This is a genomic window from Pyxidicoccus sp. M15, assembly GCF_056858435.1.
Map to the genome: position 1 here is coordinate 2,672,536 of NZ_CM166495.1, position 22,459 is coordinate 2,694,994.

Here is a 22,459-nt window from a genome sequence, read left to right on the forward strand (position 1 = left end):
GTTCCTACCCCAACCCGAGCGGAGAGCGAGCGGACGAACACCGCGCATCTTGCGCCCGGGCGGCGGGGCGGGGAGAGTCGGCCGCGCCCGTGTCCGCGCCCGCTCCCCAGTTCCCGGCCTCCGCCGTTCCCGAGTCAACACCCGAGCCCGTCCAGGACCTGCCCGGCCCCGCGTCCCGAAACGGGCGGCGCTGGCCCGTCCTCCTGCTGCCGGTGGTGGCGCTGCTGCCCGCCGTCATCGCCGTGCTGCAGCTGGGCCGCATCCACCCGGACGAGGTGTACCAGGCCCTGGAGCCCGCCTGGTGGCGCGTCCACGGCTACGGCGTGCTCGCCTGGGAGTGGAAGGACGGCATCCGCAACTGGGCCGTCCCCGGCGTGCTCGCCGGCTTCCTCAAGCTGGCGGACCTGCTCGGAATCACCCGTCCCCAGGGCTACCGGGCGGTGGTGGCCCTTCCGCAGGCGGCGCTGCACGTCTGGAGCCTCTGGGCCGCGTACCGCTTCGTCGCGCGCCGGGCCGGGCCCGCGGGTGGGGGGCTGGCCGTCCTCCTGGTGGGCCTCTACGGGCCGGTGCTCGTCTTCGCGGGACGCACCCTGGGCGAGTCCTTCTCCGCTTCCTTCCTGATGGTGGCCATGGAGGCGCTCGACAGGCGCGAGCGCCCGGTGCGCGCGGGCCTCGTGGGAGGCGCGGCCCTGGGCCTGGCGGTGGTGACGCGCTACCCGTCGGCCATCTTCGTCCTGGCCGCGCTGGTGTGGCTGGTGGCGGCGCGGCGCTGGCGGCTGCTGGCCTTCACCTGCGCCGGCGGGCTGGTGGTGGCGGCGGGGCTGGGCGCCCTGGATTGGGCCACCTGGGGCTCTCCGTTCCACTCCTTCATCGCCTACGCGCGCTTCAACGTCTTCTCCGGGGACGCCGCGGCGCGCTTCGGCGCGGACGCGCCCAGCTACTACGCGCGGCCGCTCCTCACCGCCGTGCCCCTCTGGGCGTGGGGCGCCGGGCTCCTGGGGCTGGCCGCCCTGCGCCAGCGCCTCGCACTGTCCCTGCCGCTGTGGTGCGCGGCCGTGTACACGGGCGTGCTGCTGGCCACCGCGCACAAGGAGGAGCGCTTCCTCTACCCCGGGCTGGTGCTGGCCGTGCTGGCCGCGGCGGCGCCGGTGGCCGCCTTCCTCACCGCGCGGGCGCGGCCCGCGGCCCGGTGGGGCCTCGTGGCGCTCGCCCTGGGGACGGGCCTGGGCACGGCCGCCTTCTTCCCCTCGGGGGACCTGCGGGCGGACCAGTTCCGCGCCATTGTCGCCGCCACGGAAGGGGGCGGCGCACGCGGGCTGCTCATCGTCAACGAGGGGCTGTGGGGCGCCGGGGGCTTCTTCTACCTGGGCCAGCAGATTCCCTGGCTCACCTGCGACTGGCCCCGGGACGGCGCCTTCCAGCACGCCATGCGGGACAGGACCTTCAACCGCGCCGTCACCTTCGAGGACCGCGCCCTCGCGGAGCTCCAGGCCGCCGGCTTCCGCGTGGCGCGCAGAATCGGCCGCGAGACACTCCTCGTCCGCGACTAGGCAGCCACGGAAGCGGGCGCGGGGCCGCCCGCAAAGGCGAAGAGCCAGCACCCTGTTTCAGGGTGCCGGCTCTTCAAAAGAAACGGCCGGGACACACGCGGAAGTACGCTACCGTTGCTTCCTTCCGGACCTGGCGGAGTTCACGCCTCCACGTTGCCCCGACCACAAAGTCTGTAACAACCCACTGCTGAAACAACAACGGAGAGGGTGGGATTCGAACCCACGATACCCTTTCAGATATACACGCGTTCCAGGCGTGCGCCTTCAACCGCTCGGCCACCTCTCCATAAGTCTGGAGCGGAGAGCGTAGGATTCGAACCTACGGTACCGTTACCGGTACGCCTGATTTCGAGTCAGGTGCCTTCGACCACTCGGCCAGCTCTCCAGTATTCAGTTTTCACGTTTCCTCGCGCGCAAGCGCTCGAAGAACGTCTTCAAAAGCAGGCGGCTTTCGTCCGCCAGGATGCCACTTGTCACCTGGAGCCGGTGGTTGTGTCGAGGCTCCTCGACCAGGTTGTAGAGCGAGCCGACCGCGCCCGCCTTCGGGTCCGAGGTGCCGAACACCAACCGCGTCACCCGGGACTGGACCAGCGCACCGGCGCACATGGCACACGGCTCCAGCGTCACATACAGGGTGACGCCCGAGAGCCGCCAGACGCCCAGGCTTCGAGCCGCGGCATCCATTGCGAGCATCTCGGCGTGAGCGAGCGGGTGTCGGTCCACTTCGCGGCGGTTGAAGCCGGTGCCGATGACTTTTCCGTCATGGACCGCAACCGCACCGACGGGGACCTCTCCGAGTTCCGCGGCTTCCCGCGCGAGCGCAAGCGCCTGCTGCATGAAAGCTTCGTCGTCACTCATGGAGACGGTGCTCGGAAGAAGAAGTGCGCTCCCTGGAGGATTCGAACCTCCGGCCTTCGGATTCGTAGTCCGACGCTCTATCCAGCTGAGCTAAGGGAGCATTTCTTCCGGCGCTGCTACTACTACAAGTGGCGGAGAGAGAGGGATTCGAACCCTCGATACCCTTTCGAGTATGCAGGTTTAGCAAACCTGTGCCTTCAGCCTCTCGGCCATCTCTCCAGCTTTTTTCTGTCAAAGAACCGCAAAACTCAAGCACAAAATCGGAGGCGGTAGGATTCGAACCTACGGAGAGCTTGCACCCTCTGCGGTTTTCAAGACCGCTGCCTTCAACCGCTCGGCCACGCCTCCATGCTTCAGAGCCGGCGGAGTCCCGCGGACCGACGGCGACCGTGGGGCCGCCCTTCTACCTCATTCGGGGCCCGTTGCAAGCCGGATTCAAGGCTCAAAGTGGCTTGAGCTCCTTCAGCCCCCCCATGTACGGCCACAACGCCTCGGGGATGGCCACGCTTCCGTCCTCGCGCTGGTAGTTCTCCAGGATGGCGATGCTCGTACGCCCCACCGCCAGGCCGCTTCCGTTGAGGGTGTGGACGAGCTGGGGCTTGTCCCCCTTCTGGGCGCGGAAGCGAATCTTCGCCCGGCGCGCCTGGAAGTCGCCGCAGTCCGAGCAGGAGGAAATCTCGCGGTAGCTGTCCTGGCCGGGCAGCCAGACCTCGATGTCGTACGTCTTGCGGGCGCCGAAGCCCATGTCCCCGGTGCACAGCAGCATCACGCGGTGGTGCAGCCCGAGCCGCCGGAGGATGTCGCAGGCGTCGTCCGTCATCGCCTCCAGCTCGTCGAGGCTCTTCTCCGGCGGGGAGAACTTCACCAGCTCCACCTTGTGGAACTGGTGCTGGCGGATGAGGCCGCGGGTGTCCTTGCCGGCCGCGCCGGCCTCGGCCCGGAAGCACGGGCTGAAGGCGCAGTAGCGCAGGGGCAGCTGCTCACCCTCCAGGATTTCGTCCGCGTGGTAGTTGGTGACGGGGACTTCCGCGGTGGGGATGAGGAAGCGCTCCGGCTCCCCCGCCGTCTTGAAGGCGTCGTCCTCGAACTTGGGCAGCTGCCCGGTGCCCATCATCGTCTCGCGCAGCACCAGGTAGGGCGGGAGCAGCTCCAGGTAGCCCTTCTGGGTGTGCACGTCGATCATGAACGTGACGAGCGCCCGCTCCAGCCGTGCCAGCGCGCCCTTGTAGAAGGTGAAGCGGCTGCCAGACACCTTGGCCGCGCGCTCGAAGTCGAGCATGCCCAGCTTCTCGCCCAGCTCGAAGTGCTGCTTCGGGGTGAAGAGGAGGTTGGGCTTCTCGCCCCAGGTGCGCACCTGGACGTTGTCCTCGGCGCCGCCGCCCACGGGCACGGACTCGTGCGGGACGTTGGGGATGAGGAGGAGGATGCGGTTGAGCTCCTCCTCCACCTCCTTGAGGCGCGTCTCCTTCTCCTTGATTTCCTGCGAGACGGCGCGCATGTCGCCGCGCAGCGCGTCCAGGGCCTTGGGGTCCTCCTTCGCCTTGCGCTTCATCTCGTCGTTGGCCGCGTTGCGACGGGCGGACAGCGACTCCATGGAGACGTACAGCTCGCGCCGCTCGGAGAAGAGGCGCTGGAAGGGGCCCAAATCCAGGCTGCCGCCCCGCGTCTGCAAGCGGGCGACAACGGCATCGAAGTTCTGCGCGACGTTGCGGAGGTCCAGCATGGGGCGCCTTCTAGTCACCCCGCGCGAGGGCCACAAGGTTCCTCGCGCGTGGGGTGCTCAGGGGCCGACGCCCGGGGCCCCTTTCGTCTGACGCCGGCCGGGCGGGGACGCCACGGCCGGCCGCCTGCCGGGACTAGTTCTGCAGGTCGTAGATTTCGTCCTCGATGTCCTTCTTGTCCGTCGCGTCCGGCTTGCGGGAGAGGTAGTCCTTGAACGCCTGGACGGCCTCGCGGCGCTTGTTGCGCTCCTTATAGGCGAAGCCCAGGTAGTAGTAGGACATGGGGTTCTCCGGGTCCACGCCGGTGGCCTTGCGGTACCAGTCGATGGCCTTGGCGTACTGGGCCTGCTCCGTGAAGGCGCGAGCGACCTTGTAGTAGACGTACGTCAGCTTCGGGTCCTGCTTGAGGGCCGTCTGGTAGCGAGTCACGGCCTCGTTCCACCGGGCGGCGCTGAAGTACGCGTCGCCGATGGAGCCCAGCACGCGGGTGCGGCGCGGGTCGGCCTTGAGGCTGGCCTCGAACGAGGTGATGGCCTCGTCGAACTGGCCGCCCTCCAGGTAGGCGTGGCCGAGCGCCTCGTGGGCGTCCGCGTTCTGCGCGTCCAGTTCCACCGCCTTCTGCCACTCCTTCATGGCGTCCGGCAGGTTCTTCGCGTCGCGCAGGATGACGCCGTAGGCGTAGTGGTAGTCCGGGCGCGAGGGCGCGCGCTCCACCGCCTTGCGCATGTTGTCCACCGCGCCGGTGAACTCCAGCCGCTTCGCCTTGACCAGGCCCAGGAAGTAGAGCGCCTCGTGGTTGGAGGGCTCGTTGCTCAGCGCCAGGCCCAGGTTGCTCTCCGCGCCGGCCAGGTCGCCCTTCTCCAGCAGCACCGCGCCCAGGGTGACGGGCGTGGTGGTGGAGCGGGGGTCCTCCGCCTTGGCCTTCTCCAGCTCCGCCACCGCCTCATCGAGCTGGCCCAGCCGCCAGAGGACGATGCCGCGCTGCAGCCGGCCGTCCTTCAAGAGGTGCGGGTCCAGCTCCAGGGCGACGTTGGCCTCCGTCTTCGCCTTCTCCAGGTCGCCGTTGAGCAGCGCCACGCGAGACAGGCCCAGGTGGGCGTCGGCGAGGTTGGGGTCCAGCTGCACGGCGCGCTCGAACTCCTGCTGGCCCAGCAGCGCGTTGTTCTCCGCCAGGGCCAGCTCGCCGAGGCCCGCGCGCACGCCGGGGTGGTCCGGGGCCTTGGTGGCCGCCAGCTCCAGCTGGGTGCGCGCCTCGGCGTTGCGGCGCTGGCGCAGGTAGAAGCGGCCCAGGTACAGGCTGGCCTCCACCAGCTTGTCGTCCGCGGTGATGGCGCGCTTGTAGTGGCCTTCCGCCTCGACGGCCTTGTCGAGCGCGTCCTCGATGCGGCCGTAGAGGTACGCGATGCGCGCCTCGCTGGGGAAGCGCTTGTTGGCCTTCTGCACCGCGTCCAGCGCGGCCTGCATCTTCCCCGTCATCACCAGCGTGGTGATGTGGCCGTCCGTGTACTCGAGGTTGTCGGCCTCCTTGGTGGCCAGCTCCGCGTACAGGGGCAGCGCGCCCTCGTAGTTGCGCTGCGAGCGCAGCACGAGCGCGAGCTGGGCCTTGAGGAAGGCGGAAGCCTTGTCCTTCTCCATGGCGGCCATCAGCTCGGCCTCGGCCTCCTTGGGCTTGTGCTGCTGGAAGAGGGCCACGCCCTTGAGGCCGCGGGCGCGGGCAAGCTCCGCCGGGCCCAGCGCGGACTTGACGTCCTCGGCCAGGGCGCGGTCCACGGCCTGGGCGCCCTTCTCCCCGTCCTTGCGCACGAGCAGCTCCACCGCGGCCAGCTCCACCGCGGAGGCGACGTGCTTCGGGTCGGCCTCCAGGGCGGCGGCGTACGCGGCGGCGGCCTCGTCCGCACGGCCCGCGGCCTGGTGCAGGTTGCCCAGGGCGTGGTGGGCCTTGGCGGACTTCGCGTCACGGGCCAGCACCTTCTTCAGCATCTCCATGGACTGGGCCTGGTCGCGCTTCTGCCCGTGGGCCTCGGCCAGCAGGAAGGCCAGCTCGAGGTCGCCCTGGTTGGCCTCGCGGCTGTACGCGTCCGCCAGCGCGGGGAGCACCGTGTCGGCCTGGCGCGAGGTGAGGGCGATGGCGGCGGAGGCCTTGATGACGTCCACGTCCTTCTCGCCGAGCAGCTCGATGTCCGGCATCGCCTCATGGCAGCGGTTCAGGTCGTTGGGGTCGGCGGCGGCGTAGCGGCGCTGCAGGTAGTGGACGGACTGGCACCACAGCGAGCGCACCGCGGGGTACTCGCCCTGCGCGAGCGCCTGGGTGCTGAGGGTGTACGCCTGCTTGTAGCTGGCGAAGGTGTCCTGGAGCAGGGCCTGGCGCGCGTCGTCCACCAGCTTCGCCTCGGGCGAGCCGGCGGCGACGCGGGCGGGGAAGAGGGCGCGGCGGCCGTAGGCGCCGTAGCGCGAGCCGAACTCCATGCCCGCGCCGATGCCCAGCACCACCACGCCGACGCCGGCGGCCACCATCAGGGGGATGCGCTTCTTCCACTTCTCCGTGGCGCCGGTGCGGTCCACCACGGCCACGCCGGCCATGCGGCCCTCGTAGAGCTGCTCCAGCCGCTTCATGCTGGCGGCTTGCGGGGCGGTGTCGGCCCGGGGGGCCTCGGCGGTGGCCACGGTGGGGGCCGCGCTGGGCGCCACCACCTTGGACGGGCCCTCCATCAGCCGCTGGATGGCGGCGGCGAAGGTGGCCACGGTGCCAATGGGCGACCAGCTCTCCGAGTCCGTGGAGACGTCCTCGTTGCCGAGCAGCTGCCCGTCCTCGAGCATCTTGACGATGACACCCTCGTCGAACGGGCCGAACACCTTGCCCGAGCGGCGGCGCACGTGGAAGCGGCGCACCTTGGCGCCGGCCTGGGCGCCCGCGTCCCTGCCGGCGTCGTCGATGAACGACAGCATCTCCAGGCCGTCCGCGGGGCCGGCGTTGGGCGGGGGCGGCAGCGGCTCGGAGAGGTCGGCCTCCAGGTCGTCGGCGGGCCTGGCGGTGGGGTCGAACTCGAGCGCGTCGGGAATGCCCGCGGGCGCGGAGGCCTGGGGCGGCGGCGAGCCGAAGTCCACGTCACCGAAGTCCACCGCCGGGTTGACGTTGGCGGCGGGCGGCGGCGGGTCGGCGAAGTCGAGGTTGAAGTCCGGCGCGGGCGCGGCGGCCGGCGCGGGCGCGAAGTCCATGGCGAACGGGTCCGCGGCGGGCGCCGGGGCGTCAGCGAAGTCGAAGGCCAGGTCCTGCGGCGGCGCGGCCGGCGCGGGCAGGTCCGAGTAGTCCACGGCCTGCGCGGGCGGGGCCGCGGGGGAGGGCAGGTCCGAGTAGTCCATGCCCACGGGCGGCGGGGGCAGGGCGAACGGGTCCTCGCCCGCGGGAGACGGCAGCTCGCCGAAGTCGAACGACGGCGCGGCGGGCGGGGGCGGCAGGGCGAACGGGTCCTCGCCGGGCGTCGGCGGCTGCGCGTACGCGTCCGGCGGGGGCGGCAGGGCGAAGGGGTCCGTCTCGGGCGTCATGCCCGCGGGCGGCGGGGGCAGGGCGAACGGGTCCTCTCCGGCGGACGGCTGCGCGTACGCGTCCGGCGGCGGGGGCAGGGCGAACGGGTCCGCCTCGGCGGGGGCGCCGAAGTCGGACGCCGGCGCGCGGTGGGGCGTGGGCGGCAGGGCGTAGGCCTGGGCCTCGCCGCCCGGCGGCTCGACGTCGAAGGCGAACGGGTCCGCCGCGGGCTGGGGCTCGGCGGGAACGGGCAGCGAGTCGTCGGAGAAGTCGAAGTCGCGCGCGGTGCCACGCACCTCGTCGGTGGTGCCGTAGGTCGGCGCGGCGGCGACAGGCTCCTCGGAGAAGTCGAAGTCGCGCGCGGTGCCGCGCACCTCGTCGGTGGTGCCGTAGGTCGGCGCGGCGGGAGGCGGCTCGCGGTACGCGTCGCTCGGCAGAGGGATTCGCACGACGCGCGTCACGTCCCGGTTCTCGGGCGCGGGCTGCGGGTTGTCGTCGTACTCGCTGAAGGAGTCCATCGGCGAGGCCGCACCCGGCAGGGGAATGGCCTCGGACCTGGGCGCGGCCACGCCGGGCAGGGGGATGGCGGCGGACGGCTCGGCGTACCCGCCGTCATCGAAGGCGAACGCGTCCGCCTCCGGCGCGGCGCCAGGCAGCGGAATGGCCTCCGAGTACGACGGCGCGGCGCCCGGCAGCGGAATGGCCTGCGCATACGACGGCGCGGCGCCCGGCAGGGGAATGGCGGCGGCGCTCGACGCGCTCCCCGGCAGGGGGATGGCGGCCGACTGCGGCGCGGCCGTGCCCGGCAGCGGAATGGCGGCGGACCGGGGCGCGGCGGTGCCCGGCAGCGGAATGGCGGCCGACTGCGGCGCGGCGGTGCCCGGCAGCGGAATGGCGCCCCCGTCAAAGGCGGAGGGCGCGGAGGTGCCCGGCAGGGGGATGGCGGCGGAGCCGTCATCGAAGGCGAAGGCGTCCGAGTCCGGCGCGGCGGCGCCCGGCAGGGGGATGGCGGCCGACGGCGCGGCGCCGCCCGGCAGGGGAATGGCGGCGGCCTGCGGCGCGGCGGCGCCGGGCAGCGGAATGGCGGGAGCCTGCGGCGCGGGCGACGCGCTCACGGCCTCGAGCTTGATGGGGAAGGTCGTCTGGCACCGGGCGCACTTGAGCTTCGCGCCTCCGGGCGGGATCCGCTTGTCATCGATGTTGTAGTTCGTCTGGCAAGACGGGCAGGAGACTTTCATGGGGTTCCTTCGACGGGACCGACAGGCGCGAATGGCTCGCGAGCGGGCTTCGGAGCGCCTTCGCGGTGCGCGCAGGGTAGCAGAGCCGTTTCCACCCCGGAAAGAACGCGCCTGCTGATGGCGAACGGCCCCTCCCCTGGTCTCCCAGACGGGCGGGCAAGGGCTCTGTCCACCCGTCGGTGAGCGTCTCGCGTTCGTTCCCCCCTCCTGGAGCGGAGGTGGTAGACCCGGCCTGTCATGGAACCCATCGTCATCCTTGGCGCGGGACTCGCGGGTCTGTCCACCGCCCATTTCCTCCGGAAGCCCTGGCGGCTCATCGAGAAGTCGGACCGGGTCGGCGGGCTCATCAAGACCGAGGTCATCGATGGGTGTTACTTCGACCCCACCGGCCACTGGCTCCACCTGAGGGACCCGGAGATTCAAGAGCTGGTGAACACCGTCTGGCTGCCGGAGCAGATGGTCCGCATCCAGCGCAAGGCGGGCATCTTCTCGCGCGGGGTGTTCACCCGCTTCCCGTACCAGGTCAACACCCATGGCCTGCCTCCGGACGTGGTGGCGGAGAACCTCGTGGGCTACGTGGAGGCCATCTACGGCGAGAAGGGCCGCGCGCTGCGCGAGCGCGAGCCGAAGAACTTCGAGGAGTTCATCCTCCGCTACATGGGCGAGGGCTTCGCGAAGAACTTCATGGTGCCCTACAACCAGAAACTCTGGACGGTGCACCCTCGCGAGCTGTCCGCCGCCTGGGTGGGGCGCTTCGTGCCCCGCCCCAACCTCAAGGAAGTGGTGGACGGAGCGCTGGGCGCCGGCAGTGACGCCGTGGGCTACAACGCCTCGTTCCTCTACCCGCGCGAGGGCGGCATCGAGAGCCTCGCCCGCGCCATGCTGCGCCACCTGAAGGGCGGCGAGCTGAGCGTCAACACCGAGCCCACCTCCATCGACTGGAAGGCCCGCAGGGTGACGCTGTCCGACGGGCGCGTGCAGGGCTACTCGGGGCTGGTCTCCAGCATCTCCCTGCCGGGGCTGGTGGGGCTCTTGGCGAAGGGCGGCGCGGGCGTACCCGACGAAGTCACCGCCGCGGCGAAGCGGCTGCGCGCCACCACCGTCACCTACGTGGCCGTGGGCGCGCGCGGGGCCAACCGCCAGCCCTGGCATTGGATCTACCTGCCGGAGCCGGAGTTCCACACGTACCGCATCGGCTCGCCCTCGGCGGTGTACGCGCCGCTGGCGCCGCCGGACACCTCCAGCTTCTACGTGGAGTACAGCCACCACGGCGAGCTGGCCCCCGCCACCGCGGAGAAGTACGCGGTGGAGGACCTGGTGCGCTCGCGGATGATTCACTCCGCGGACGACGTGCTCTTCGCCCGGGCGACGGAGATTCCGCACGCGTACGTGCTCTACGACGACGCGTACGGCCCGGCGAAGGAGGCAATCCTCCGCTTCCTGGAGCACGCGGGCATCCTCATCGCCGGGCGCTACGGGCAGTGGGAGTACTCGTCCATGGAGGACGCCATCCTCGCGGGCCGCGCCTGCGCCCGGACGCTGAACGGTTGACGGCCCGGCTCCTGCCCCATATCTGAGGGACCCAATTCCATGGCCCCGCACCTCTCCGTCGTCATTCCGGTCTACAACGAGGAGTCCATCATCGCCTCGGCGGCGGAGGAGTTGCGCCAGGGGCTGGATGCGCGCGGGCTCGACTACGAAATCATCTTCGCGGAGAACGGCTCGCGAGACGCGACGCCGCGCATCCTGGAAGAGATGTGCGCGAAGAACCCGCGCCTGCGCTGGTTCCACTCGGAGCGGCCCAACTACGGCTCCGCGCTCAAGGCCGGCATCCTCATGGCCCGGGGCACGTACGTCGTCTGCGACGAAATCGACCTGTGTGACCTCACCTTCTACGACGCGGCGCTGCCGCGGCTGGAGCGGGGCGAGGCGGACATGGTCGTCGGCTCCAAGGCGGCCAAGGGCGCCAGCGACCAGCGCCCGCTGGTGCGCCGGGCGGCCACGCGCGTGCACAACGGGCTCTTGAAGGTGGCGCTGGGCTTCCAGGGCACGGACACGCACGGGCTGAAGGCCTTCCGCCGCGAGGCGCTGTTGCCCGTCATCGCCAAGTGCGTGGTGGACATGGACGTGTTCGCCAGCGAGTTCGTCATCCGCGCCTGGCGCGAGGGGCTGAAGGTGGTGGAGATTCCCATCCAGCTCCACGAGAAGCGCCAGCCCTCCATCCACCTCTTCAAGCGCGTGCCCAACGTGCTGAAGAACGTGGGCAAGCTGTTCTACGTCATCCGCGTCCGCGGGACGTGAGCCGGTAGGAGGGCGCGCACCATGCGGCTGGCGTCCATCTCCGTCGACCTCGACTCGCTGCCGCACTACTGCCGCATCCACGGCCTGCCGGAGTCGCTGCTCGACGCGCGCGCCCGCACGCTGGTGCACGCCGTCGCGGTGCCCCGCTTCCGCGAGCTGCTGGAGGGGCTCGGCATCCCCGGCACCTTCTTCGCCATCGGCGAGGACTTGGAGTCGGACCCGGGCGCCGCGGCGGCGATGCGCGCGGCCCACGAAGCGGGCATCGAAGTGGCCAGCCACAGCCACGCGCATGACTACGCGCTCACGCGCCGGGGCCTGCCCGCCATCCGCGAGGACCTGGCGCGCGCGGATGCCGCCATCCTCGCGGCCACGGGCGTGCGGCCCGAGGGCTTCCGCGCTCCGGGCTACACGCTGAACGCGGACCTGTACGCGGCCACGGCGGAGCAGGGCTACCGCTATGGCTCGTCCGCGTTCCCCGCCGCGCCGTACTACGCGGCGAAGGCGGCGGTGATGGGGGCGCTGGCGCTGGCGGGGCGGCCCTCGCGCTCCGTGCTGGACACGCCGCGCGTGCTGCTGGCGCCCCGCGTGCCCTACCGGCCGGACCCGTCACGCCCCTACCAGCGGGGCTCGGGCGCGGTGCTGGAGCTGCCCATGGCGGTGACGCCGGGCGTGCGCTTTCCCTTCATCGGCACGTTCGCCACCACGCTGCCGCTGTCCGCCCTGCGCGCGGCCTGGCGTGCGTGCCGCAAGGACGCCTTCTTCAACTTCGAATTGCACGGCGTGGACGTGCTGGACGCCACCGACGGGATTCCCCCCGAACTGGTGCGGCAGCAGCGGGACTTGCGCGTGAGCGCCGCCCGGAAGCTGGAGCGGCTGCGGGAAGTCTTCGGCTGGCTGAAGGCGGAGTGTGACGTCGTCACGCTGCGCGACGCGGCCGGGCGGCTCTCGCCCACGCTGTGAGGGCCGCCGTCCGGCGGGGCATGTCCGCTGGCGCACTCCGTCATTCCCTCACTCCCGGAGTCCGGGCCGGTGGTGTAAAGAACCTCTCCTATGCTGGAGCGCCTCACCGACAGAGTGAAGAAGGGCCTGCGCGACTGGACGGACCGGCTGGCCAATGACGAGCAGAAGCAACGGCTCCTGGCGCTCGCCCGCCCGGAGAACGAATACGGAGTGGACCCGTTCGGCTTCAGCCTCGACTACAGCCTGTCCGCCCTGGCGCCCTTCGTGTGGCTCTACCGGAACTACTTCCGCGTGGAGACGTTCGGCATCGAGAAGGTGCCCGCCGGCCGGGTGCTGCTGGTGTCCAACCACTCCGGCCAGCTGCCGCTGGACGGGGCCATGATTGGCGTCTCCATGATGCTGGAGGCCAGCCCGCCGCGCGCCATCCGCAGCATGGTGGAGAAGTGGGTGCCCTCGCTGCCCTACGTGTCCACCTTCATGGCCCGCGTGGGGCAGATTGTCGGCACGCCTGAAAACTGCCGCCGGCTGCTCGAGGCGGAGGAGGCCATCCTCGTCTTCCCGGAGGGACTGCGCGGCATCAACAAGCTGTGGCCCCAGCGCTACCAGCTCCAGGAGTTCGGCCTGGGCTTCATGCGGCTGGCGCTGGAGACGCGCACGCCCATCATCCCCGTCGCCGTCGTCGGCGCCGAGGAGCAGGCCCCGGCGCTGATGGACCTGAAGCCGGTGGCGAAGCTGCTCGGCTTCCCGTCCTTCCCCGTGACGCCGACGGGCCTGCCCATCCCCCTGCCGACGAAGTACCGCATCTACTTCGGTGACCCGCTGCGCTTCACCGGCCGCCCGGACGACGAGGACAGCGAGCTGGACAAGAAGGTCCGCACCGTGAAGGCCGCGATTCAATCCATGCTGCACCAGGGGCTCAAGGAGCGTCGGGGGGTGTTCTGGTGAGCGCCACGTCCAGCAGTGCCTCTCGGCCGGCCGTCGTCGTCACCGGCATCAGCGGCAACCTCGGCCGCACGCTCGCCAAGCTGCTCCACAAGCACGAGCGCATCATCGGCATCGACCGGCGCCCCTTCGTGGGCCGGCCGAAAGACGTGGAGATGTACGAGCTCGACCTGCGCAAGAAGAAGGCCGAGGACGTCTTCCGCAAGAACGAAGTCAAGGCCGTCATCCACATGGGCATCATGCATGACCCGCGGATGAGCGAGGAGGAGCACCACTCCTTCAACGTCGTGGGCACCACGCGCCTGCTGGAGTACTGCGCGAAGTACGGCGTGAAGAAGGTGGTCGTCCTCTCCTCGGCCAACGTCTACGGCCCCAGCCCGGACAACTCCAACTTCCTCACCGAGGACGCGCCGCTGATGGCGGCCAGCCGCTTCTCCGGGGTGAGAGACCTCATCGAAGTGGACATGCTGGCGCACAGCTTCTTCTGGAAGCACCCCAACATCGAGACAGTCATCCTCCGTCCCGTCCACATCGTCGGGCCCACCATCAAGAACGCGCCCTCCAACTACCTGCGCCTGCGCCGGCCGTGGGTGATGGCCGGCTTCGACCCCATGGTGCAGCTCATCCACGTGGAGGACGTGGCGCGCGCCATGGTGGAGGCCCTGCGCCCCGAGCCCAAGGGCGTCTACAACGTGGTGGGCCCCGGCGAGGTGCCGCTGTCCTCGGTGATGCGCGAGTTGGGCAACACCCCCATCCCCGTGCCGCACCCCATTGCCCGGCCGCTATTGCGCACGCTGTTCAAATACCGGCTCGCCAACTTCCCGCCCCCGGAGCTGGACCACATCCAGTTCCTGTGCGCCGTGGATGGCAGCCGTTGGGTGAAGGACGTGAGCTGGAAGCCCCGCAACTCCATGCGGGACACCATCCGCTCCGTCCTCGGCGAGTAGCGACGGGAAAGTCCGAGACCTCCCTGACACCGGTGTCACGCCTGGCGTGACGCCTGGTGCACGGGGCACTGACAGCGATGTCAGGACCCGGGCGGGAGGGCAGGCGTGCGGCCGGGCGTCTGGGATTGCAAACCCTTGAATCTCCAGCGGGCGGACTCCCTCCAATGACTCGCATGGAGGCTGGCACTCGCATTGCTCTAGGGAAGCCACGAAACGGCGCGGCGACGCGGGCCTGAACACAGCGTCGCCTTCCGCCCACCTGTCAGGGCGCCCCATTGGGGGGCACCCGACGTCTACCGTCTCGGCCGGCCCCGAGGCGGTAGGCGGATTCTTGTAGGGCGCTCCATTGGGGAGCACCCGACGCCCACCGCCTCGGCCGGCCCCGAGGCGGTAGGCGGATTCTTGTAGGGCGCCCCATTGGGGGGCACCCGACGCCCACCGCCTCGGCCGGCCCCGAGACGGTGGGCGGTTTCTTTTCTACGGCAGCTCGCCCGCGAAGGGCCCTTCGAGCTGCCGCTCCAGCAGCCACGCCCCGTTGCGCTGGACGAACTCCGACGTGACGAGGGCGGTGCGCGCGGAGGCGGAGGGCAGGCGCATCCACTGGATGCGGCTCTGCACCGTGGCGCGCTGCCCGTCCTCGGACAGCTTCACGTCCTCGATTTCGTAGTCGGTGATGGTGAGGTCCTGCTCGTCGTTCTGCTGGATTCGCGCGCGCTGGAAGTCCTCGCGCCGCTCCGGGACGATGAAGCGGGCGGCCGAGCGGTAGTCCCTCCAGCGGATGACCTGGTGGAAGCTCTCCACCGTCGTCTTGAGTGCCTCCAGGCTGGATTTCTTGGACGTGGTTGCGCACGCCCCGAGGACGAGCACGAGGAAGAGGGCAGACAGGCGATTCACGCCGGGGACGGTAGCACCCGCGAGCCTCGCCGGACGAGGGCGGGGTGGTATGGTCCGGCTCCCCCTCCCGAGTACCGGAGTCGTGAGCGCACATGGCCAAGTCGATGGTGGAGCGATACGAGCAGCTCCTCCGGCAGGACCCTACTTCTTCCGTCTTCGTCGAGCTGGCCAAGGCCCTGCTGGAAAAGGGGGACGCGGCGCGTGCCATCGAGGTCTGCGGGCAGGGCATCTCCCACCACCCCACGTCCACCGTGGGGCGGGTGCTGTGGGGCAAGGCGCTCATCCAGCTGGGGCGTCCCGCGGAGGCGATGGAGCAGTTCGACCAGGCCATCGGCATCGAGAAGGACAACCCCTACGCGTACAACCTCATCGGCGAGGTGCTGCTGCAGCGCGGGCTGTACCGCTCCGCGCTGCCGATTCTGCGCAAGGCCGTGGCGCTGCAGCCCAATGACGGGCGCGTGAAGCTGTGGCTGGAGCAGGCCCAGCAGGCCCTGGCCGGCGGCCCCGCTCCCGTCTTCGCGGACCTGATGGGGCTGGAGAAGTCCAAGACGGCGCAGGAGGGCGAGTCCCCGGACTCTGACGAGGAGGCGGCCTCGGCGGCGCCCATGGCGGCCGCGAGGTTGCGCGCCGCCGCGCTCGGTGACGCCGCGAAGGCGAAGCCGGCGGGAGGGCGTGAGGCGGAGGGGGCTGGCAAGGCGAATGGCGCGGCCGACACGGAGGGCTCGGGACAGGCGGGGGTGTCCGCGAAGACTGGCCGCACGAGCACGGGCGAGCAGCCCCGCGCCGGGGCGGAGGGCCTGGGACAGGCGGGCGCGTCCGCGAAGGCCGGCCGCACGGCCACGGGCGAGCAGCCCCGCGCCGGGGCGGAGGGCGCCCCGGGTGATGTGGCGTCCTCGCTCGGGCTGATGAACCGTCAGGTCCCCGTGCTGCGGCCGGTAGGCGGCACGGAGCTGCCGGGCCTGGACCTCTCGCTCGACGACGAGGCCCCCGCGAAGGGAGACGGCGCTCCGGGCTCCCCCGAAGTGTCCGGTGCCTCCGGGGACGGCGCCCCTGGCGAGCCCGCCGCGTCCTCGACGGAAACGTCGGACGCCGCGGCCGACAATGATGATGGCGCCTCAGCGGAAGCCGGGAGCCCGGACCCGCTCCAGGCCGCTCCGCCCGAGGGCACCAGCGAGCTGCCGCTGCTGCTCTCCGGCGAGTTCACCACGGCGAAGCCCACGATTCCCGCCGCGGGGGGCGGGCTGCTGGGGGATTTGCCTCCTCCCGAGCCCACCGCGCGCACGCCCGTCGCCGCGCGCGCGCCCGCGGCGGTGCGCCCGTCGGGCGGCAAGCGCTCGCTGCTCGACGACATCCCGGATGCGACGGCCACCGCCAACCCCACCGTCGCCGCGAAGGCGAAGGCTCCCGCGCCGGACACGGAGGCGCTCACCGCCGCCTACGAGCAGGAGCTCCGCGAGAAGCTGAAGCGCGAGGCCGCCAAGACGTCGTTCATCGCCCGGCACGGCGTGAAGATTGCCGGCGCCGTGGTGGCGGTGCTGGTGCTCGGCATCGCCATCGTCGGCTTCATCAAGATCAGCTCGGACCACGGCGGACAGACGCTCAACGAGGCGCTGGCCCGGGCCGAGGACCTCACCGTCCAGGACACGCGGAGCTCGCTGGACGCGGCGCTCGCGCAGCTCCAGCTCGCGCGGGAGATGGACGAGAGCAGCAGCCGCGGCTGGGCGCTCACCGCCTGGACGCACGCGCTGCTCTTCGCGGACCACGGCCTGTCCCCGGACGACCGGCGCCAGGCGCTGGAGGCGCTGGAGAAGCCGGGCGTGAAGGAAGGCTCGCCCGGCCTGGTGCTCGCCACCAACGTGCTGGTGGCGGATGACCGGGGGCGCGAGCCCGCCCGCCGCGCGCTGCTCTCCTCCACCGAGGACGGCACCGAGGTCCACGCGCTCGCCGCCAGCCTCCTGCTCGCGGCGAAGGACGAGAAGAAGGCGCTGGAGCGCTTCGACCGCGCGCTCCGGGCACAGCCCGCCAACGTGCGTGCGCTGGTGGCGCTGGGCAACTACTACCTCACCTCCGAGGACTTCGCGCAGGCCGTCGAGATGTTCGAGCGCGCCCGCAGGAAGTCGCCCGAGCACCCCGCGGCCCGCATCGGCCTCGCCGAGGCGCGGCTCGCGCTGAACCAGGACCTGGACGCGGCGCTCGCGGACGTGGCGCCGCTCGCCGAGGACGCGAAGCTGCCGGCCGCGCTGAAGGGGCGCCAGCAGCTGGTCCACGGCGAGCTGCTCTCCGCCAGGGGCAAGCACGACGAGGCCCGCGCCCTGCTGGGCAAGGGCGCGCAGGGGCCCATGGCCTTCGACTTCCAGCTCGCGCTCGGTGCCGCCAGCCGCGCCGCGGGGAAGCTGGACGCGGCGCAGGCCGCCTACGAGGCCGCCCTCAAGCTGCAGCCCAAGAGTGACGAGGCCCGCGAGGGCCTGGGCCGCGCCCTGCTGGACAGGGACCGCGAGCGCGAGGTGCTGACGCGCCTGGAGGCGGACGGGGGCCGCAAGGTGGCCATGGTGCGCGGCGCCGCCTATGCGCGCCTGGGTGACTGGAAGCGGGCGCGCACGGAGCTGGCGCGTACGCGCGTGAATGACCGCTACCCGCCGGAGGCCGTGTCCTGGCTGGCCCTGGCCGACGCCGCGGAGGGCAACGCGTCCCAGGCGCGCGAGCTGCTGGAGAAGGCGCTGGCTGCCTCCAAGCACCCGCGCAACGACATGCGGCTGGCGCTGGGGCAGGTGTACTGGCGCGAGCGCGCCTTCGACAAGGCGCAGGCCCAGTTCGAGGAGGCGCAGAAGGACCCGCGCGACTACGAGGCGTCCTGCTCGCTGGGGCGGCTGCTGCTGGCGCGCGGGCTGCCGGACATGGCCCTCAAGCCGCTGACGCAGGCGGTGGAGCGCAACGGCGCGCACGGCGAGTCCCGCGACGCGCTGGGCCGCACGCTGCTGGCCCTGGGGCGCACGCCCGAGGCCCTCAAGCAGTTCGAGGCCTGGCAGCTGGAGAACCCCGGCAGCGCGGGGGCTCACAAGGGCTTCGCGCTCGCGCTGTACCACGCCGGCCGCCGCAAGGAGGCGGAAGGGGCGGCGGGCCGCGCCGCGAAGCTGGCGCCGGACGACGCGGAGGCGCACCGGCTGCGCGCCGCCATCCTCTTCGCCGCCGGGGACGGGCGGGGCGGCTTCTCCGCGCTCGAGCGCGCCAACAAGCTGGACCCGAAGGACCCGGACACCTTCTGCGAGATTGCCCACGCCTTCCTGCGCCAGGGCAACGTGGACAACGCGGACGCGGCCTTCGCCGCCGCCCGGCGCGAGGGGCCCGACGCCACCTGCGGCCGGGTGGGCGAGCTCTACGCGCAGCTGCCCTCGGGCGGGCGCCCCGCGGCGCGGACGCTGGAGGATTTGGCCGCCCGCGCGCCCACCGTCTGGGACAAGGCCTTCGCGCAGGCCACCATGGCGCGGGTGCTGCTTGGCGCCGGGGCGCTGAAGGACGCCCGCACCGCCGCGGACGAGGCGGTGCGGCTGGCGCCGTATGAAGGCCGCTCGCACCTGGCGCTGGGGCTGGTGGCCCTCAAGCAGCGGCAGGAGGCGGCGGCGAAGACGGCGCTGGCGAAGGCCGTGGAGCTGGAGCCCACGGACGGGCTGGCCCACCTGGCGCTGGCGGACGTGCTGGTGCGGGAGTCGGCGGAGCTGCCCCGCGCGCTGGAGTCCTACGAGGCCTTCCTGCGGCTGGCGGGAGGCTCTCCGGAGGCGGCGCGGGTGAAGAAGGCGCTGCCCGCCCTCAAGAAGAAGGCGGCCAGATAGAGTGAGCACCCATCCCTCCCGCCCCGAGGCGGCCCCGCTGCTGCGCATCATGTGGGGCAATGCCTTCCTGCTCTCGCTGCTCTACCTGGTGCTGGGCGTCGGCGTGGAGCTGGCACTGCGGCTGTACCCCACGCGCTTCCTCCAGCGGCTGTCGCTGTCGCTGGACTCGCTCCCGGCCCGCGCGCTGGAGCTGACGGGGGCCCTGGAGCCGCTGCGTGAGGCCTACTTCAGCGGCCGCATCTCCGAGTTCGGTGTGCGCGTCGTCTTCGGCGTCACCACCGTGCTCGTCATCTTCCTGCTCGCGCTGGTGGTGGGCTCCATCATGGGAGGGCTGCGCTTCTTCGTGGCGCGCCGGGCGTGGCGCCGCGCGGGCGGGCGCTAGCGAAGCTCCCGCTCAGGCCAGGCGCCGGGACTTGCGCACCCGGGGCGGAGTCGCCGGCACCGCCTGCGGCTCGTGTCCCGCCGCGCGGGCCATGAGGCAGATTTCCACCACCTTGGGGCCGAAGCGCTCCCAGCGGCTCTCCCCGGTGCCCTTCACCGAGAGGAAGGCGTCCCTGTCGATGGGCAGCGCCGAGGACAGCCCCAGGAGCGTGGCGTCGTTGAAGATGATGAAGGGCGCCACCCCCAGGTCCTTCGCCAGCTCCCTGCGCCAGCGGCGCAGCTCCGTGGAGGCCAGCTCGCTGTAGCTCGTCACCGGCGTGGACGCGAAGGACGCGGCCCGCGGCCGGGACGCCGCGGGGCCCGAGGCGAGCAGCGGCGGCATCTTCTGGGGCGCGCACACGTCGCAGTTGCCGCACGAGGCCCCCGCGTCCTGCTGGCCGAAGTAACGCAGAATCGCCGAGCGCCGGCACTTCTTGTCCCGGTCCGTGTACGCGTACTCCGTCATCCGCCGCAGGAGCGCCAGGTTCTGCCGCTCCTGCTCGCGCACGCGGCTCAAGTCGAGCCCCAGCTCCCGGAAGGGCACCCGCTCCAGCGCGCGGATGGAGCGCCCGGCGAACGGCCGCCGCACCCGCGCCGCGCCGGACTTCTCCAGGAGCCCCAGCGCGTGCCGCACCTCGTCCACCGACAGCCCCGTGCGCCGGGCGAGAATCGGCAGCTCCGTGGTGGCCTGCCGCCCCACGGGAAAGGTCTCCAGGAGCGACTTGAGCAGCCGCTGCGCGTCCGCCGCGTGCGGGTGCGCGGCCAGCGCCTTCTCCGTCAGCGTGATTCCGTGCTCGCCCTCGCCCCGCCCGCCGCGCTCGATTTTCCCCTCGCGCTCCAGAATCCGCAGCGCCGCGGAGACCTCGAACTCGCTGGCATTCACCGTGCCCGCGAGCGCGTACACGCCACGCTCGAACTCCTCCACCGACTGGAGCACGCCCCACACGTCCCCGAACACCGCCTCCGAGGGGTGGCTGCTCTGGATGAGCCGCTCCTGCGTGTACACGTCCGCGTGGTTGAAGAGCAGCACCGCCCGCGCGTCGCCGCCGTCGCGGCCCGCGCGGCCAATCTCCTGGTAGTACGCCTCCACCGCGCGGGGGATGTTGGCGTGGGCCACGAAGCGGATGTCCGACTTGTCGATGCCCATACCGAACGCGTTGGTGGCCACCGCCACCGCGTCCTTCGTGGACATGAACGTGTCCTGGGCCTTGCGGCGCGCGTCGTCCTCCATGCCCGCGTGGTACAGCACCGCCTTCAGGCCCTTGCCGTGCAGCTCGGAGAAGATGCCCTCCGCCGCCCGCCGCGTGGAGCAGTAGATGATGCCGCTGCCCCCCAGCGCCGCCAGCCGCCCGCAGGCCTCGTACCTGTCCGAGTCCCCGCCCACCTCCTGCTTGCCCAAGAAGAGGTTGGGCCTGTCGAACCCCTCCATGAACTCGCGCGGGTCCTTCATCAGCAGCACGCGGACGATGTCCGCGCGCACCTCGGGCGTGGCCGTGGCCGTCAGCGCCACCGTGCGCGGCGGGCGCAGGCGCTTGCGCACCTGGCCCAGCAGCGCGTAGTCCGGCCGGAAGTCGTGGCCCCACTGGGAGATGCAGTGCGCCTCGTCCACGGCGAGCAGGTCCACGCCCAGCTCGGACACCGTCTCCAGGAAGCTCTGGCTCCGGAAGCGCTCGGGCGCCACGTACAGCAGCTTGTACTCGCGCGCGCGCAGCCGGCGCATCCGCTCCGCGCGCTCCAGGTCCGACAGCGACGAGTTGATGAAGGTGGCCGGAATGCCGCGCGCGGTGAGCGCCTCCACCTGGTCCTTCATCAGCGCAATCAGCGGCGACACCACCAGCGTCAGCCCCGGCAGCAGCGTGGCGGGCAGCTGGTAGCACAGGCTCTTGCCCGCGCCGGTGGGCATCACCACCACCGTGTTGCGCCCGCTCATCACCGAGGAGATGACCGCGGCCTGCCCGGGCCGGAACTCCGACAGGCCGAAGTGGCGAACCAGTCCCTGCTGGGCTTCCTCGAAGTAGGGCAGGGCCACCGGCATCGCGCGCATGTTCACCATCCTGGTCCAGCCGTCAACGGAAACGTCGCCGGCGTGCCACCCCACCTCACAGGTCGAGCCCCGGTGGGACGGGAACACCCAGCAGCGCCCGCTTTCGCGCCACCTCCCGTACCCGCTGCGCCGTCCGCTCCGGCTCCAGCCGGCCGTCAACCACCACGTCCCCCTCGCGCACTCCCGCCGGCAGCGACGCTGTCTCCACCGTGCATGCCTGCCCGGTATCCAGCCGCACCACCTGCGCCCGCGTGTCCTCCAGGAGCTCCACCTGCACCGCGCTCCACACCCCCACCGCACCCACCATCATCCGCCGCCTCCATTCGCGCTCCAGCCGCGCTTCGTCTCCCACTCCGTGTCCGGGAACAGTCCCCGCTCCATCATCGACACGTAGGCGCCGTCCCCCACCACCACGTGGTCCAGCACCTTGATGTTGAGCAGTTGCGCCGCGGAGATGAGGTGCCGCGTCAGCCCCACGTCCTGGATGCTGGGCTCCGGGTCTCCGGACGGATGGTTGTGCGCCAGGACGATGGCGGTGGCGCGCGCGGTGAGCGCCGCGGCGAACACCTCGCGCGGGTCCACCGGGCACGCATTCATGGTGCCCTCCGCCACGCGCGCGTCATGCACCAGCACGTTGCGCGCGTTGAAGCACAGCACGTGGAACACCTCGCGCCGCAGCGCGCCCAGCTTGGGGCCCAGGTACGCGTGAATCTCCTGCGGCGTGCGCAGCTTGGGCCGCTTCTCCACCGTGCGCTGTGCGCGGCGGCCCAGTTCCAGCGCCGCCAGCACCTGCGCTGCGCGCACCGGCCCCATGCCGGGGAGCAGGCTCAACGCCAGCGGCTCCTCCTGCACCAGGGCCTTGAGGCCGCCGTCCCGTGACAGCAGGGTGCCCGCCAGGTGCAGGGGCCCGGGCGAGCGCGGCCCCGGGCCCCACACCATGCACAGCAGCTCCGGGTCCGTGAGGGCCTCCGCCCCCAACCGGAAGAGGCGCTCGCGCGACTCCTCCACGCCCCCGGCCCCACGCGCCCGCCCCGTCCCGCCGCCCGCGGATTCTCCGCCCGCCCACGCCGCTCCCGCCGCCTGCTCCATCCCGCCCACCTCCACGGACGGGGGACAAAGCAACGCGCGTGCCTGCCTGCTCTACCTGGGGAGTCCTCCTCCCACCCGTCCCGACTCGCGCGAAGCAGCCCGTCTTCCGGACGGACACGCACGCACCACCCCACCTCTCGGGGCG

15 protein-coding genes, 5 tRNA genes and 1 other RNA gene are annotated in these 22,459 nt (G+C 71.7%); 8 read left to right on the forward strand and 13 right to left on the reverse strand.

Annotated features, from left to right (window positions below):
* Window positions 1–89 precede the first annotated feature (89 nt).
* Entirely contained in the window at window positions 90–1,550 is a 1,461-nt protein-coding gene (locus ACX9TP_RS10775; protein WP_482979632.1) for a glycosyltransferase family 39 protein, read from the forward strand.
* A gap of 76 nt (window positions 1,551–1,626) precedes the next feature.
* Here the strand turns inward: ACX9TP_RS10775 and ffs are convergent.
* The 9 genes from ffs to ACX9TP_RS10820 form a co-directional block, all read right to left on the reverse strand.
* An RNA gene (ffs, locus tag ACX9TP_RS10780) (signal recognition particle sRNA small type) lies at window positions 1,627–1,719 on the reverse strand.
* A gap of 30 nt (window positions 1,720–1,749) precedes the next feature.
* Window positions 1,750–1,836 (reverse strand) — tRNA-Ser (locus tag ACX9TP_RS10785).
* 12 nt (window positions 1,837–1,848) lie between these two features.
* Window positions 1,849–1,935: transfer RNA gene (locus ACX9TP_RS10790), tRNA-Ser, on the reverse strand.
* 5 nt (window positions 1,936–1,940) lie between these two features.
* Window positions 1,941–2,408 (reverse strand): tRNA adenosine(34) deaminase TadA, encoded by a 468-nt coding sequence (gene tadA, locus ACX9TP_RS10795; RefSeq protein ID WP_482979633.1) that lies wholly within the window; start codon window positions 2,406–2,408, stop codon window positions 1,941–1,943.
* 26 nt (window positions 2,409–2,434) lie between these two features.
* Window positions 2,435–2,508, reverse strand: a tRNA-Arg gene (locus ACX9TP_RS10800).
* A 29-nt stretch (window positions 2,509–2,537) separates the two neighbouring features.
* Window positions 2,538–2,627, reverse strand: a tRNA-Ser gene (locus ACX9TP_RS10805).
* Between the two features lie 42 nt (window positions 2,628–2,669).
* Window positions 2,670–2,756: transfer RNA gene (locus ACX9TP_RS10810), tRNA-Ser, on the reverse strand.
* A 94-nt stretch (window positions 2,757–2,850) separates the two neighbouring features.
* Window positions 2,851–4,131 carry a serine--tRNA ligase gene (gene serS, locus ACX9TP_RS10815; protein ID WP_482979634.1) on the reverse strand — a complete coding sequence of 427 codons (1,281 nt, stop codon included), beginning with the start codon at window positions 4,129–4,131 and terminating at the stop codon, window positions 2,851–2,853.
* 133 nt (window positions 4,132–4,264) lie between these two features.
* The gene (locus ACX9TP_RS10820) at window positions 4,265–8,890 is read right to left on the reverse strand and encodes a tetratricopeptide repeat protein (RefSeq protein WP_482979635.1); all 4,626 of its coding nucleotides are present in this window, start codon (window positions 8,888–8,890) and stop codon (window positions 4,265–4,267) included.
* Between the two features lie 237 nt (window positions 8,891–9,127).
* On the opposite strand from ACX9TP_RS10820, the gene ACX9TP_RS10825 reads away from it, so the two are divergent.
* From ACX9TP_RS10825 to ACX9TP_RS10845, 5 genes are all read left to right on the forward strand, one after another.
* Window positions 9,128–10,441 carry a protoporphyrinogen/coproporphyrinogen oxidase gene (locus tag ACX9TP_RS10825; RefSeq protein WP_482979636.1) on the forward strand — a complete coding sequence of 438 codons (1,314 nt, stop codon included), beginning with the start codon at window positions 9,128–9,130 and terminating at the stop codon, window positions 10,439–10,441.
* A gap of 39 nt (window positions 10,442–10,480) precedes the next feature.
* Window positions 10,481–11,191, forward strand: coding sequence for a glycosyltransferase family 2 protein (locus ACX9TP_RS10830; protein ID WP_482979637.1), 711 nt, complete (start codon window positions 10,481–10,483; stop codon window positions 11,189–11,191).
* 21 nt (window positions 11,192–11,212) lie between these two features.
* The gene (locus tag ACX9TP_RS10835) at window positions 11,213–12,151 is read left to right on the forward strand and encodes a polysaccharide deacetylase family protein (RefSeq protein WP_482979638.1); all 939 of its coding nucleotides are present in this window, start codon (window positions 11,213–11,215) and stop codon (window positions 12,149–12,151) included.
* Window positions 12,152–12,241: 90 nt separating this feature from the next.
* Window positions 12,242–13,096 carry a lysophospholipid acyltransferase family protein gene (locus ACX9TP_RS10840; RefSeq protein ID WP_482979639.1) on the forward strand — a complete coding sequence of 285 codons (855 nt, stop codon included), beginning with the start codon at window positions 12,242–12,244 and terminating at the stop codon, window positions 13,094–13,096.
* Window positions 13,093–14,040, forward strand: coding sequence for an SDR family oxidoreductase (locus ACX9TP_RS10845; RefSeq protein WP_482979640.1), 948 nt, complete (start codon window positions 13,093–13,095; stop codon window positions 14,038–14,040). The genes ACX9TP_RS10840 and ACX9TP_RS10845 overlap by 4 nt, the downstream gene beginning before the upstream one ends.
* A 477-nt stretch (window positions 14,041–14,517) precedes the next feature.
* Here ACX9TP_RS10845 and ACX9TP_RS10850 read toward each other — a convergent pair whose 3' ends face one another.
* Window positions 14,518–14,934 carry a hypothetical protein gene (locus ACX9TP_RS10850; RefSeq protein ID WP_482979641.1) on the reverse strand — a complete coding sequence of 139 codons (417 nt, stop codon included), beginning with the start codon at window positions 14,932–14,934 and terminating at the stop codon, window positions 14,518–14,520.
* 92 nt (window positions 14,935–15,026) lie between these two features.
* On the opposite strand from ACX9TP_RS10850, the gene ACX9TP_RS10855 reads away from it, so the two are divergent.
* Together ACX9TP_RS10855 and ACX9TP_RS10860 are read left to right on the forward strand one after the other, a co-directional pair.
* Window positions 15,027–18,761 carry a tetratricopeptide repeat protein gene (locus ACX9TP_RS10855; protein WP_482979642.1) on the forward strand — a complete coding sequence of 1,245 codons (3,735 nt, stop codon included), beginning with the start codon at window positions 15,027–15,029 and terminating at the stop codon, window positions 18,759–18,761.
* Window positions 18,762–18,810: 49 nt separating this feature from the next.
* A complete protein-coding gene (locus ACX9TP_RS10860; RefSeq protein ID WP_267863400.1) occupies window positions 18,811–19,143 on the forward strand; it encodes a hypothetical protein in 333 nt (110 codons plus the stop codon).
* Between the two features lie 12 nt (window positions 19,144–19,155).
* On the opposite strand, the gene ACX9TP_RS10865 is transcribed toward ACX9TP_RS10860, so the two are convergent.
* Genes ACX9TP_RS10865 through radC form a run of 3 tightly spaced genes read right to left on the reverse strand, consistent with a single transcriptional unit; the run spans window position 19,156 to window position 22,314 of the window.
* Window positions 19,156–21,234: a RecQ family ATP-dependent DNA helicase gene (locus ACX9TP_RS10865; protein WP_482979643.1), complete on the reverse strand. Its 2,079-nt coding sequence runs from the start codon at window positions 21,232–21,234 to the stop codon at window positions 19,156–19,158.
* Between the two features lie 46 nt (window positions 21,235–21,280).
* Window positions 21,281–21,532, reverse strand: coding sequence for a DUF3006 domain-containing protein (locus ACX9TP_RS10870; RefSeq protein ID WP_482982148.1), 252 nt, complete (start codon window positions 21,530–21,532; stop codon window positions 21,281–21,283).
* Window positions 21,532–22,314: a RadC family protein gene (radC, locus tag ACX9TP_RS10875; protein ID WP_482979644.1), complete on the reverse strand. Its 783-nt coding sequence runs from the start codon at window positions 22,312–22,314 to the stop codon at window positions 21,532–21,534. The genes ACX9TP_RS10870 and radC overlap by 1 nt, the downstream gene beginning before the upstream one ends.
* Between the last annotated feature and the right edge of the window lie 145 nt (window positions 22,315–22,459).